Source organism: Streptomyces sp. NPDC001889, assembly GCF_053594535.1.
On sequence record NZ_JBSFER010000047.1, the window covers coordinates 14,637 to 27,194 of the forward strand.

General features: G+C 70.9%; 12 protein-coding genes. 3 read left to right on the forward strand and 9 right to left on the reverse strand.

The window, feature by feature from the left end:
* Positions 1-101: 101 nt before the first annotated feature.
* The 5 genes from ruvX to rpsD form a co-directional block, all read right to left on the reverse strand.
* Positions 102-566 carry a Holliday junction resolvase RuvX gene (ruvX, locus tag ACWCRA_RS34410; protein WP_351558331.1) on the reverse strand — a complete coding sequence of 155 codons (465 nt, stop codon included), beginning with the start codon at positions 564-566 and terminating at the stop codon, positions 102-104.
* Positions 563-3,232 carry an alanine--tRNA ligase gene (gene alaS / locus ACWCRA_RS34415; RefSeq protein WP_351558333.1) on the reverse strand — a complete coding sequence of 890 codons (2,670 nt, stop codon included), beginning with the start codon at positions 3,230-3,232 and terminating at the stop codon, positions 563-565. Before alaS ends, ruvX begins: the two co-directional genes overlap by 4 nt.
* Positions 3,232-3,564: a DUF6167 family protein gene (locus tag ACWCRA_RS34420; RefSeq protein WP_351558335.1), complete on the reverse strand. Its 333-nt coding sequence runs from the start codon at positions 3,562-3,564 to the stop codon at positions 3,232-3,234. The genes alaS and ACWCRA_RS34420 overlap by 1 nt, the downstream gene beginning before the upstream one ends.
* Positions 3,565-3,570: 6 nt before the next feature.
* Positions 3,571-4,020 carry a DUF948 domain-containing protein gene (locus ACWCRA_RS34425; protein WP_351558337.1) on the reverse strand — a complete coding sequence of 150 codons (450 nt, stop codon included), beginning with the start codon at positions 4,018-4,020 and terminating at the stop codon, positions 3,571-3,573.
* A 192-nt stretch (positions 4,021-4,212) separates the two neighbouring features.
* Entirely contained in the window at positions 4,213-4,827 is a 615-nt protein-coding gene (rpsD, locus tag ACWCRA_RS34430) for a 30S ribosomal protein S4 (RefSeq protein WP_351558339.1), read from the reverse strand.
* Positions 4,828-5,018: 191 nt separating this feature from the next.
* On the opposite strand from rpsD, the gene ACWCRA_RS34435 reads away from it, so the two are divergent.
* Positions 5,019-5,720, forward strand: a complete 702-nt coding sequence (locus ACWCRA_RS34435; protein WP_351558341.1) for a DUF2470 domain-containing protein — start codon at positions 5,019-5,021, stop codon at positions 5,718-5,720.
* Positions 5,721-5,730: 10 nt separating this feature from the next.
* Here the strand turns inward: ACWCRA_RS34435 and ACWCRA_RS34440 are convergent, their stop codons facing one another.
* The 4 genes from ACWCRA_RS34440 to ACWCRA_RS34455 all read right to left on the reverse strand — a co-directional run bounded on the left by ACWCRA_RS34440 (position 5,731) and on the right by ACWCRA_RS34455 (position 9,965).
* Positions 5,731-7,104, reverse strand: coding sequence for a replication-associated recombination protein A (locus tag ACWCRA_RS34440; RefSeq protein WP_351558343.1), 1,374 nt, complete (start codon positions 7,102-7,104; stop codon positions 5,731-5,733).
* Positions 7,105-7,182: 78 nt separating this feature from the next.
* Complete coding sequence (locus ACWCRA_RS34445) at positions 7,183-7,824, reverse strand: vitamin K epoxide reductase family protein (protein WP_451069390.1); 642 nt, start codon at positions 7,822-7,824, stop codon at positions 7,183-7,185.
* Positions 7,825-7,981: 157 nt separating this feature from the next.
* Complete coding sequence (hisS, locus tag ACWCRA_RS34450; protein WP_351558347.1) at positions 7,982-9,244, reverse strand: histidine--tRNA ligase; 1,263 nt, start codon at positions 9,242-9,244, stop codon at positions 7,982-7,984.
* Between the two features lie 13 nt (positions 9,245-9,257).
* The gene (locus tag ACWCRA_RS34455; RefSeq protein WP_351558349.1) at positions 9,258-9,965 is read right to left on the reverse strand and encodes an MBL fold metallo-hydrolase; all 708 of its coding nucleotides are present in this window, start codon (positions 9,963-9,965) and stop codon (positions 9,258-9,260) included.
* A 171-nt stretch (positions 9,966-10,136) separates the two neighbouring features.
* On the opposite strand from ACWCRA_RS34455, the gene ACWCRA_RS34460 reads away from it, so the two are divergent.
* The gene (locus ACWCRA_RS34460; RefSeq protein ID WP_351558351.1) at positions 10,137-10,931 is read left to right on the forward strand and encodes a peptidylprolyl isomerase; all 795 of its coding nucleotides are present in this window, start codon (positions 10,137-10,139) and stop codon (positions 10,929-10,931) included.
* Between the two features lie 172 nt (positions 10,932-11,103).
* Positions 11,104-12,333, forward strand: coding sequence for a DUF349 domain-containing protein (locus ACWCRA_RS34465; protein WP_351558353.1), 1,230 nt, complete (start codon positions 11,104-11,106; stop codon positions 12,331-12,333).
* Positions 12,334-12,558: the final 225 nt, after the last annotated feature.

Sequence of the window (12,558 nt, forward strand, 5' to 3'; positions counted from 1 at the left end):
CGTTCCCCAAACAGCCGCGAGGGGGCCGGACGGTCCGCCTCTACGTTGTGCGGCGGCTGTTCGAACGCCGCCGCATCGCGCGGAACGTTACCGTATCGCGATCAGACAACCACTTCGACGGACTCGCCGGGGGGTGCCCCCGATGTCCGCTCGGACTCCAGAGCGTTCTGAAGGATCACCACAGCGGCAGCCTGGTCGATCACAGAGCGACCTTTTCTGGACTTCACGCCCGAGGCGCGGAGTCCCTGTGCGGCGGTGACTGTGGTCATCCTCTCGTCCACCAGCCGGACCGGCACCGGGGCGATGCCCCGGGCCAGTTCCTGGGTGAACGCGCGGATCTTCACCGCGGCCGGGCCCTCGCCGCCGTTGAGCGAGCGGGGCAGCCCGACGACCACCTCGATGGGTTCGTACTCCTCGACGATCTGCCGCAGCCGCCGGTGGGCGGCCGGGACATCGCGTCCCGGCACGGTCTCCACCGGGGTGGCGAGGACCCCGTCGGGGTCGCACGAGGCGACCCCGATCCGGGCGTCCCCGACGTCGAGCGCGATCCGGCGTCCGCGCCTCACCTGGCTTCGGCCACCAGACGCTCGACCGCGGCGACGGCCTCGTCGACGGCGTCGGGGTTCTGGCCGCCGCCCTGGGCGACGTCCGGCTTGCCGCCGCCGCCGCCACCGAGGGTCTTGGCGGCGGCGCGCACCAGGTCACCGGCCTTGAGACCGCGCTCACGGGCGGCCTCGTTGGTGGCGATGACGGTCAGCGGACGGCCCGAGGCGACGGTGAACAGGGCCACCACGGCCGGCCGGTCGCCGGGGATGCGGCCGCGGACATCGAGCACGAGCCTGCGCAGGTCGTCGGCGGAGGTGCCGTCCGGGACCCGCCCGGTGACCAGGGCGGTCCCGTGGACGTCCCGGGCGTCCCGGGCGAGCCCGGCGGCGGCCTGGAGGACCTTCTCCGCGCGGAACCGCTCGATCTCCTTCTCGGCGTCCTTCAGCTTGGCGAGCATGCCGGAGATCTTCTCCGGCAGCTCCTCGGGACGGCCCTTGACCAGCTCCTGGAGCTGGGCGACGACCGTGTGCTCCCGGGCGAGGAAGTGGTAGGCGTCCACGCCCACGAGGGCCTCGATCCGGCGCACACCGGAGCCGATCGAGGACTCGCCGAGCAGCTTCACCAGACCCAGCTGGGCGGTGTTGTGGACATGGGTGCCGCCGCACAGCTCCTTGGAGAAGTCGCCGATGGTGACGACCCGGACCCGCTCGCCGTACTTCTCGCCGAACTCGGCGATGGCGCCCTGCTTCTTGGCGTCGTCGATCGACATGACCTCGGCCTGGACGTCCAGCTCGCGGGAGAGGACCTCGTTGATCCGCTGCTCGACATCGGTGAGCACCGTGCCGGGTACGGCGGAGGGGGCGCCGAAGTCGAAGCGGAAGCGGCCCGGGGAGTTCTCCGAACCGGCCTGGGCGGCGGTCGGGCCGAGGGCGTCACGCAGCGCCTGGTGGGTCAGATGGGTGGCGCTGTGGGCGCGGGCGATGGCCCGGCGGCGCTTGGTGTCGATCGCGGCATAGGCCACGGAGCCGACGGTGACCTCGCCGACCTGCACCGATCCCTTGTGCACGGAGACACCGGGGACCGGCTGCTGGACATCGCGCACCTGGATGACGGCGCCGGAGCCGAGCTTGATCCGGCCCTGGTCGGCGAGCTGGCCGCCGCCCTCGGCGTAGAAGGGGGTGCGGTCGAGGACGACCTCGATCTCGTCGCCCTCGGTGGCGGCGGGCGACGGGACGCCGTCGACCAGCAGACCGACGATGGTCGACTCGCCCTCGGTGGCGGTGTAGCCGGTGAACTCGGTGGTGCCGGCGGTGTCGGCGACCTCGCGGTAGGCGGAGAGGTCGGCGTGGCCGGTCTTCTTGGCCTTGGCGTCGGCCTTGGCCTTGGCGCGCTGTTCCTTCATCAGACGGCGGAAGCCGTCCTCGTCGACGCTCAGGCCCTGCTCGGCGGCGATCTCCAAGGTGAGATCGATGGGGAAGCCCCAGGTGTCGTGGAGCAGGAAGGCCTTGTCGCCGGCGAGCACGGTGCCGCCACCGGACTTGGTCTCGGTGATGGCCCCGTCGAGGACATTGGTGCCGGCGTTGAGGGTCTTGAGGAAGCGGGCCTCCTCGGCCAGCGCCACGGCCTCGATGCGGCCGCGGTCGGTGATCAGTTCGGGGTACTGCTCGCCCATGGTGGTGATGACGACATCGGCGAGGGCGGCGACGACCGGCCCGGTGGCGCCCATCAGCCGCATGTTGCGGATGGCGCGGCGCATGATGCGGCGCAGCACATAGCCGCGGCCCTCGTTGCCGGGGGTGACGCCGTCGCCGATCAGCATCACGGAGGTGCGGATGTGGTCGGCGACCACGCGCAGGGAGACATCGGTCTCGTGGCCGGCGCCGTAGCGCACCCCGGTCAGCTCGGTGGCCTTGTCCATGACGACACGGAGGGTGTCCGTCTCGTACATGTTGTGCACGTCCTGGAGGATCATGGCGAGACGTTCGAGACCGAGGCCGGTGTCGATGTTCTTGGAGGGCAGCTCCCCGAGGATCGGGAAGTCCTCCTTGCCCTCGCCGGGGCCGCGCTCGTACTGCATGAAGACCAGGTTCCAGATCTCCACATAGCGCTCGTCGTTGACGGCGGGGCCGCCCTCCTCGCCGAACTCGGGGCCCCGGTCGTAGTTGATCTCCGAGCAGGGGCCGCACGGCCCGGGGACGCCCATGGACCAGAAGTTGGGGCCCATGCCCAGGCGCTGGATGCGCTCGGCGGGCACGCCGACGACATCGCGCCAGATCCGCTCGGCCTCGTCGTCCTCCTGGTAGACCGTGATCCACAGACGCTCGGGGTCCAGGCCGTAGCCACCGTCCGCCACGGAGCTGGTGAGCAGCTCCCAGGCGAGCTTGATGGCGCCTTCCTTGAAGTAGTCGCCGAAGGAGAAGTTGCCGCACATCTGGAAGAAGGTGCCGTGGCGGGTGGTCTTGCCGACCTCTTCGATGTCCGGGGTGCGGACGCACTTCTGCACGCTGGTGGCGCGCGGGGACGGCGGCTTGGCCTCACCCAGGAAGTAGGGCTTGAAGGGGACCATGCCCGCGGGGACCAGCAGCAGAGTCGGGTCGTCCGCGATGAGCGACGCCGAAGGGACGACGGTGTGCCCGCGCTCCTCGAAGAAGCTCAGCCAGCGGCGGCGGATTTCAGCCGACTCCATCAGTGGTCCTCATTCCGGTTGTACGAGTGGTGGGAGTGCGTGTCGTGGGCGCGGGCGCCGCGGCCGATCGCGGGGCGGCGCTGCGCGGGCAGTTCCGGGTCGGGCGGGGTGTTCGTACCGAGCACCTCACCCAACTCCTCCTCGCGCTGGAGCATTCCCGCCCGGACGTCGATGGCGAAGTCCTTGAGCTTGTGACCTGCGTCGATGGCCTTGTTCGCGGCTTGTGCCGCGAGGCTCTCGGGGGTCAGCTGCTGGATCTTCCGGTTGACCTTGGTGGTGGCCCACACACCGGCGGCTGCGCCCGCGGTGAACCAGAAGGTACGGCGGAACATGGTGTGTCAGCCTTTCCTGCCCCAGCGGGCGCGTCCGCCGCGGGCGGACGGCACCGAGCGGCCGACGATCACCGTGCGGCCGGTGCGCTCCCGCTCCCGGGGGGCGTCGTCGCTCTTTCGGCTCATCGCCCGGCGCACGCCGTACCCGAAGGCGGCGACCTTGACCAGCGGGCCTCCGAAGGTGGAGGCGACGGTCGTGGAGAGAGCGGAGGCGTTGGAGGTGACTTCCTGGACGTCGGTGGCGATCGCGTCGACCCGGTCGAGCTGGGTCTGCGCGGAGCGCACGGTCGCGGACGCGTCCGAGAGCAGGGGCACTGCCTGCTCGGTCACCTCTGTCACCAGCCGGGTGGTCGCCTTGAGCGTCTGCGCCAGCCTCGCCAGCACCACGGCCAGGAAGGAGACGAGGATCGCCCAGAACACGGCCACCAGTATCCCGGCAACCTCTCCACCGGTCACGCCGCACCGCTCCCTGCTAGTCGCTGGTTCTTGTCGCTGGACAAGTGAGAAATTGTCTCCCGAGCCTATCGCGCCCGGGGTGGCGCGCCGAACCGGATATCCCGGCCCGCAGACGCGAGAGCCCGCCGGCTCCCCGGCCACGAGGGGCGGGGGAGGCGGCGGGCTGAAGCGCGATGTCGTACCGCGCCCGGATCAGCGGGCGTAGTACTCGACGACGAGCTGCTCGTCGCAGATCACGGGGACTTCCTTGCGGTTCGGGTCGCGGTCCAGGCGGAAGGCCAGGGCCTTCAGGTTCACCTGGAGGTAGCGCGGGGTCTCGCCGTCGGCGGCGAAGCCACCCTCACGGGCGACCTGGAACAGCGGCTTCTCGCGGGAGCGCTCGCGGACCATCACGACGTCGTCGGGACGGACGCGGAAGGACGGCTTGTCGACCTTGCCGCCGTTGACCTCGATGTGGCCGTGGACGACCATCTGGCGGGCCTGGTAGATGGTGCGGGCGATGCCCGAACGCAGGACCAGGGCGTCGAGGCGACGCTCCAGCTCGATGACCAGGGCCTCGCCGGTCTTGCCCTCGGCCTTGCGGGCGCGGTCGTAGGCGCGGGCCATCTGGCGCTCGCTGATGTCGTACTGGGCGCGCAGGCGCTGCTTCTCCAGCAGACGGACCTTGTAGTCCGAGTTCTGCTTGCGCCCACGGCCGTGCTCGCCCGGCGGGTAGGGACGGGCCTCGAAGTACTTGACAGCCTTCGGCGTCAGCGCGATGCCGAGCGCGCGAGACTTCTTGACCTTGGGACGCGACTGGTTAGGCACGTTCTCCAGACCTCCGTTGTAGGTTAGGTTAGGCTCACCTTACTCAAGGAGATCGCATGTCTCGCCCTGGGAACACCAAACGCGTCACGGACAGCGCAGAAGAAGCCGACGCTGCTCAGCAGAGCGTCGAGGCGACGGAGGTCCGATCAGCTCATGGTCAGCCGCGTCCCAGCGGGCTTGAAATCGATCGGATGCCGTCAGCAGCCGAACGCACACGAACTCTCGTACAGAGTACATGCTCCGCGGTACTGCTGATTCCCGGCGTGGAGACCGTCCGCCCGGACCAGCTGACACCGCAGGCCCGGGTGATCGGCCCGGACGGGGAGGTCTTTCTGCTCTTCCCCGCGGACTCACCGGCCGTACGGGCCGCCACCCACGCCCACGACGACGAGCTGTCCGCCGTGCTGGAGCTGACGGATGTGGCACCCGTGTCGGTGCCCCACCGCATCCGCGGCCGGGCCTGGGTCTCCGGCTGGCTGACCTGCGCCCCGGGCGTCGCCGAGCCGGGCTCGATGATGATCCGCCTGGAGGTGGGCGAGCTGTACGTGGACGATCTGTGGGGCGCCACCGACGTCGAGGCCGAGGACTTCGCCCGGGCCCTGGTCGACCCGCTGGTCGCTCATGAGACCGAGCTGCTCCAGCATCTGCACTCCGCCCACGGCGAGCAGCTCCAGGAGCTGTGCGCGCTGCTCGGCGAGCGCGCCGACGACACGCTGGGCCCGGACGGCAAGCGGCTGCGGGCGGTGCCCCTGGCGCTGGACCGCTTCGGGCTGCGGGTCCGGTTCGTCGGGGAGCAGTGCTTCGATGCGCGGTTCGACTTCCCCGAGCCGGTGCGGGACATCACCGGGCTGCGCCGGGCGATGCACACCCTCTTCGAGGCCGCCGCGCACTGAGGCCGTCCGCTCACCCCGTCGGCTCGCCGGCCGGACCGGACCGGCCGAGCCGCTCCCTGACCTTCTCCACGACATCCGCGTACCGCGCCTCGGCGCCGTAGCGCGTGGGTTCGTAGTAGCGCTTGCCGTGGACGGCGTCCGGGGCGTACTGCTGGGCCGCGATGGCGCCGGGCACATCGTGCGGATAGACATAGCCCCGGGCGTGGCCGAGCTTGGCCGCGCCCTTGTAGTGGCCGTCCCGCAGATGCGCCGGGACGGGGCCGGCGAGACCCGCGCGCACATCGGCGAGGGCCGCGCCTATGGCGGTGGTGGCCGTGTTCGACTTGGGCGCCAGGGCCAGGGCGATGGTGGCGTGGCTCAGGGTGAGGGCGGCCTCCGGAAAACCGATCATCGCCACGGCCTGGGCCGCGGCGACCGCGGTGGGCAGGGCGGCCGGGTCGGCGAGGCCGATGTCCTCGCTCGCCGAGATCATGAGCCGGCGGGCGATGAAACGGGGGTCCTCCCCCGCCTCGATCATGCGGGCCAGATAGTGCAGGGCCGCGTCCACGTCCGAGCCGCGAATGGATTTGATCAGGGCGCTCGCCACGTCGTAGTGCTGGTCGCCGTCGCGGTCGTAGGCGACCGCCGCGCGGTCGACGGTCTCCTCCACCGTTTCGAGGGAGATCTCCCGCTCGCCCTTGTCGAGCGCGGCGCCCGCCGCGGCTTCCAGGGCGGTCAGCGCCCGGCGGGCGTCACCGCCGGCGATCCGCAGCAGATGCGCCTCGGCGTCATCGGACAGGGCGACCGCGCCGCCGAGGCCCCGCTCCTCGGTGAGCGCCCGGCGCATCAGCCCCCGGAGGTCGTCGTCGGTGAGGGATTCCAGGGTCAGCAGCAGCGAGCGGGAGAGCAGCGGGGAGATCACCGAGAAGTAGGGGTTCTCGGTGGTGGCGGCGATCAGGGTGACCCAGCGGTTCTCCACGGCGGGGAGCAGGGAGTCCTGCTGGGCCTTGGAGAAGCGGTGGATCTCGTCGAGGAAGAGGACGGTCTCCTTGCCGAAGCCGCCGGCGGCCCGGCGGGCGCCCTCGATGACCGCCCGGACCTCCTTGACGCCCGCGGTGATCGCGGAGAGTTCGACGAAGCGTTTGTTGGTCGCCTTGGAGACGACATACGCGAGGGTGGTCTTGCCGATCCCGGGGGGACCCCAGAGGATCACCGAGGAGGCGCCGGCCGGGCCTCCGGCCCCCTCGCCGACCAGCCGGCGCAGCGGTGAGCCGGGTTTGAGCAGATGGCGCTGGCCGACGACCTCGTCCAGGGTGCGCGGGCGCATCCGGACGGCCAGGGGGCTGCTGGACGGGTCCTGCTCCTGGCGGGCTTCGGCGGCTGCGGTGAAAAGGTCGGGCTCCACGCTCCGAAGCCTAAGCCAGCCCACTGACAGTGCCCCCGGAGCGGGTGCTCCGGGGGCCGTGCGGCGGGCCGTGGGTTCTCAGCTGATCCAGAAGTCCCACCAGCGCGTGAGGATCAGCATGCCGATGATGCCGATCCAGAGCACCGGGGGGAGCCAGTGGAATTCGAGGAGGAGTCCGCGCGGGCCCTCGGGGAGCCTGATGACCCGGTGCCGGACATTGTGGACCGTGACGTAGCAGAACATCACGATCGTGGCGACCCAGGCCAGCGAGCACCACAGGCAGAGGGAGTTGATGTTGTACAGCGACTGGTACATCAGCCACATGCAGAAGCCGGCGCCGAGCGCGGAGCCCGCGTTCAGCCCCAGCCAGTACCAGCGCTTGTAGCGGGCGCCCGCCAGCAGGCCGACACCGATGGCGATCACCATGGAGAAGGCGACCAGACCCATCATCGGGTTCGGGAACCCGAAGACCTGCGCCTGGTCGCTCTTCATGATGTTGCCGCAGGAGACCACCGGGTTGAGGCTGCACCCCGGGGTGAAGGAGGGGTCCTCCAGCAGCTTGAACTTGTCGAGCGTGATCACCCAGGAGGCCAGCAGACCGGCCGCGCCCGTGATCACCAGCAGCCAGGCGAGGGGCCGGCTGCCGCCGATCGCGCCCCGGGAGCCGTCCCCGTCCACCCGCTCGCCGGAGGACACGTCGTCTACCGCTGCTGTCGTCATATCGCCGTTCCATCACTCGGTGGCACTGCTCGGGCACGGCCATTCTGCCGCACCCGCGGCGGGCGGCGGCGTCGGCTTCACTCCCCGGTGTGAGCGGTGGACAGCGGGTTGACGGGGGCGGGACGGCACCCGGGGCCGGGTGTGCGCACCGGTCGGGTCAGCCCAGCCGGGCGCGCAGCTCGCCGACCACATCCGCCAGCGGAACCGGCTTCTGCTCGCCGGACTCCATGTCCTTCAGCTGGACGAGCCCGTCGGCGAGATCCCGTTCGCCGGCCACGAGCGCGTACCGCGCGCCGCTGCGGTTGGCCACCTTCATCGCGCCCTTGAGGCCACGGCCGCCGTACGCGAAGTCCGTGGCGACACCCGCGTCCCGCAGCCGGGTGACGACACCGAACAGCACCCGGCGGGCCTCGGCGCCCAGCGGCACCGCGAACACCCCGACGGGGGCGGGGAGGTCCAGTTCGACGCCCTCCGCCCGCAGGGCCAGCACCGTGCGGTCCACGCCCAGTGCCCAGCCCACCGACGGCAGCGAGGGGCCGCCGAGCATCTCGGAGAGGCCGTCGTAGCGCCCGCCGCCGCCCACCGCGGACTGCGAGCCCAGGGCGTCGTGGACGAACTCGAAGGTCGTCCGGGTGTAGTAGTCCAGGCCGCGCACCAGCTTCTCGTCGTCCTCGAAGGGGACGCCCGCCTCGGTGAGCAGTTCGCGCACCTCTTGGTGGTACGCACGGCAGGCGTCGCACAGGTGCTCGCGGAGCGAGGGCGCGCCGGTCAGTTGCCGCCGGACCTCGGCGCGCTTGTCGTCGAGGACCCGCAGCGGGTTGATCTCGATCCGGCGGCGGGTCTCCTCGTCCAGGTCGAGGCCGCGCAGGAACTCCTGGAGCACCTCGCGGTAGACCGGGCGGCACTCCCGGTCGCCGAGGGAGTTCAGCAGGAGGCGGAAGCCGCGCAGTCCCAGGGAGCGGTAGGCCCGGTCGGCCAGGATGATCAGCTCGGCGTCGAGCGCCGGGTCCTCGGCTCCTATGGCCTCGGCGCCGACCTGTGAGAAGTGCCGGTAGCGGCCCTTCTGGGGCTTCTCGTAGCGGTAGTACGAGCCCGAGTACCAGAGCTTGACGGGGAGGACGCCCTGCTTGTGGAGGCTGGCCTCCAGCGCCGCGCGCAGGACGGAGGCGGTGCCCTCGGGGCGCAGCGCGAGCCGGCTGCCGCCCTTGGTCTCGAAGGCGTACATCTCCTTGGTCACGATGTCGGTGGACTCGCCGACGCCCCGGGCGAAGAGTTCGGCGTTCTCGAAGCCGGGCGTCTCTATGTAGCCGTAGCCGGCGTTCCTCAGGGGAGCGGATATCGCCTCGCGTACCGCCAGAAAGGCGGCGGAATCGGGCGGCAGAAGATCATAGGTGCCCCGAGGGGCCTGAAAGGTGCTCACAGCGTCTTTCTCGTCACATTCCTCGTCGGGGAGCGTCCGTGCTCCCGGAGCCGGAGGCGAGGTCCCTCAGATAGGGGTTGCTCACACGCTCACGGCCGATGGTCGTCTGGGGCCCGTGGCCCGAGAGCACCACGGTCGAGTCGTCCAGCGGCAGGCACACACGGGCCAGCGACTGGAGCATCTCGGTGTGGTCGCCGCCGGGCAGGTCGGTGCGTCCGATGGAGCCGGCGAAGAGGAGATCGCCCGAGAAGAACACCGGAGGAATGTCCTCCGCCTCGGGCATCCCGAAGGTCACCGACCCCTTGGTATGGCCGGGCGCGTGCGACACGGTCAGCTCCAGACCGGCCAGTTCCAGCCGGGCGCCGTCGGTCAGCTCACGCACGTCGGACGGCTCCCCCACGGTCAGCTCGCCCATGAGCTGAGCGCCGAAGGAGCGTCCCAGCGCCTTCTCCGGGTCGCTCATCATGTACCGGTCGGCGGGGTGAATCCACGCGGGTACGTCATGGGCTCCGCAGACCGGCACCACCGAGGCGACATGGTCGATGTGGCCATGGGTGAGAACGACGGCGACCGGCTTGAGGCGGTGCTTGCGGACCGCTTCGGCGACGCCGTCGGCGGCCTGATGGCCCGGGTCGATGATCACGCACTCCTCGCCCGCGGCGGGGGCGACCAGATAACAATTGGTCCCCCAGGCCCCGGCGGGGAACCCGGCAATAAGCACGATCGTCCTCGGATGTGGTGGCGGTGACTGGCGCGAGCCCTGTCCCGGATTTCGGCGGAGTTCCGGATTGCAGCAGATCAGAGCCTACCGGCGCTGCTACGTCCACAGCCAACCCGTATACGGTACGGGCACACGCGACGCACAACGCAGAGGGATGAGGGAGAAGACCCGGTGGTCACCAGCGATCAGCGGCGGCGGCAGCTCGCCAGGGAGAAGTTCGAGCGCCAGCAGCAGCGCAGGGCACAGTCCCGCAAGAAGAAGCAGCAGATCACGGTGGGCGCGGCGGTGCTCGCGGTGGTGCTGGCGGCCGGAGTGACCGCCTTCGCGACCGGCGCGCTCCCGGGCGACGACGACGCCAAGAAGGAGGGGGACACGGTCGCGCAGGCCGGCGAGTCCGCCAGCCCCGCGCCGTCCGAGTCCAAGAGCCCCGAGCCCGCCATGTCGATCGACAAAAAGGCGGCGTACTCGATGACGCTCACCACCAACCAGGGCCCGATCAAGATCGCGATGGAGGCGGGGAAGACCCCGCGCACCGTGAACTCGTTCAAGGCACTCTCGGGCAAGGGGTACTTCAATGGGACGAAGTGCCACCGGCTGACCACGGACGGCATCTTCGTCCTCCAGTGCGGCGACCCCAAGGGCGACGGGTCCGGCGGCCCCGGCTACAACGTCCCCGACGAGAATCTGACCGCGCTGGGCAAGGCGGGCGCCGACGGGACCGTGACCTACCCGCCGGGGACGGTGGCGATGGCCAACACCGGACAGCCCAACAGCGGCGGCAGCCAGTTCTTCCTCGTCTACAAGGACACCAAACTGCCGCCCAGCTACACGCCGTTCGGGAAGATGGACGCCGACGGCCTGAAGACGGTGGAGAAGATCGCCAAGGGCGGGGTCACCGGCGGCGGAGCGGACGGGCCCCCGAAGACGGCGGTCACCGTCGAGAAGGCGGCCGTCACCAAGGGGTGACCGGTGAGCCGTCCCGCCGGGCGGGCCGGGGAATTTCGGGCGCGCTGAGTGCGGACAGGCGGGCGACCGGTCGCCTAGATTGGCGTTGTGCAGGGCGGGCGCGGCCCGCCCCAGGAAACTGTGGACGATGCCCGGGGGCGGACCCTCCGCGGCATCAGGTGGAGGAGGCGCTGTGAGCAGCGACCCGTGGGGCCGTGTCGATGAGACGGGCACCGTGTACGTGCGTACAGCCGACGGCGAGCAGGTCGTCGGATCGTGGCAGGCCGGCACTCCCGAGGAGGCTCTGGCCTATTTCGAGCGCAAGTACGAGGGCTTGGTGGTCGAGATCGGCCTCCTCGAACGGCGGGTGAAGACCACCGACCTGTCGGCGAAGGACGCCCAGACCGCCATCGACCATCTGCGCAAGCAGGTGGACGAGCATCACGCCGTGGGCGACCTCGCGGCGCTGGGCAAGCGTCTCGACACCCTGGTCGAAGCGGTCGACAAGCGCCGCGAGGAGCGCAAGGTCCAGCGGGCCAAGCAGAACGACGAGGCGCGGCACGCCAAGGAGGCGCTGGTCGCCGAGGCGGAGGAGCTGGCGCAGAGCGACCAGTGGCGGTCCGCGGGTGAGCGGCTGCGGGCGCTGGTGGACACCTGGAAGGGGCTGCCGCGGCTGGACCGGAAGTCGGACGACGAGCTGTGGCACCGGTTCTCGCACGCGCGCTCGGCGTTCTCCAAGCGGCGCAAGGCCCACTTCGCGTCGCTGGACGCGCAGCGCGAGGAGGCCCGCAAGGTCAAGGAGCGGCTGGTCGGCGAGGCCGAGGCGCTCTCCGGGTCCACGGACTGGGGTGTCACGGCCGCCCGCTACCGCGATCTGATGGCGGAGTGGAAGGCCGCGGGGCGGGCGCAGCGCGACGCCGAGGACGATCTGTGGAACCGCTTCCGGGGTGCGCAGGACGTGTTCTTCGCCGCGCGCAGCGGGGTCTTCGCTGAGCGGGACGCCGAGCAGGCGGAGAACCTGAAGCTCAAGGAGGAGCTGGCGGCCGAGGCGGAGAAGCTGGTGCCGGTGACGGATCTGAAGACGGCGCGGGCCGCCTTCCGGTCGCTCAACGAGCGGTGGGAGGCTGTCGGGCATGTGCCGCGCGACGCCCGGCCCAAGGTCGAGGGCCGGATGCACGCCGTGGAGCGGGCGATCCAGGAGTCCGAGGAGAACGAGTGGCGCCGGACCAACCCGGAGGCGCGGGCGCGTGCCGCCGGGCTGACGGGGCAGCTCCAGGCGGCGGTGGACAAGCTGCGGGGGCAGATCGACACGGCGCGGGCGCAGGGGAACAACGCCAGGGCGGACAAGCTGGCGAAGGAGTTGGAGGGGCGGCAGGCGCTGTTGGATCAGGCGCTGAAGGGGTTGGAGGAGTTCGGCGGGTAGGCGGCTGACGCCGCGCCGAACGGGAGGGGGTCCCGCACCGAGTCCGGTGCGGGACCCCCTCCCGTTGCCCTGCCTGCCCGTTGCCCTGCCTGCCCGGGGCCCGCGGGTGCGGGTTTCCCGTGGCCCGGGGCGCGCGGCGCTGGCGCTGCTCCAGGGGAGGGGGGTCAATCTCCTCGTCCTGGACGAGCCCACCAACCACCTCGATCTGCCCGCGATCGAGCAGTT

What these genes read in the sequence shown, in the direction of transcription:
- alaS (WP_351558333.1), bottom strand. Translation starts at nt 3,232, where the DNA reads ATGGAGTCGGCTGAAATCCGCCGCCGCTGGCTGAGCTTCTTCGAGGAG.
- ACWCRA_RS34420 (WP_351558335.1), bottom strand. Translation starts at nt 3,564, where the DNA reads ATGTTCCGCCGTACCTTCTGGTTCACCGCGGGCGCAGCCGCCGGTGTG.
- ACWCRA_RS34435 (WP_351558341.1), top strand. Translation starts at nt 5,019, where the DNA reads ATGCCGTCAGCAGCCGAACGCACACGAACTCTCGTACAGAGTACATGC.
- ACWCRA_RS34445 (WP_451069390.1), bottom strand. Translation starts at nt 7,824, where the DNA reads ATGACGACAGCAGCGGTAGACGACGTGTCCTCCGGCGAGCGGGTGGAC.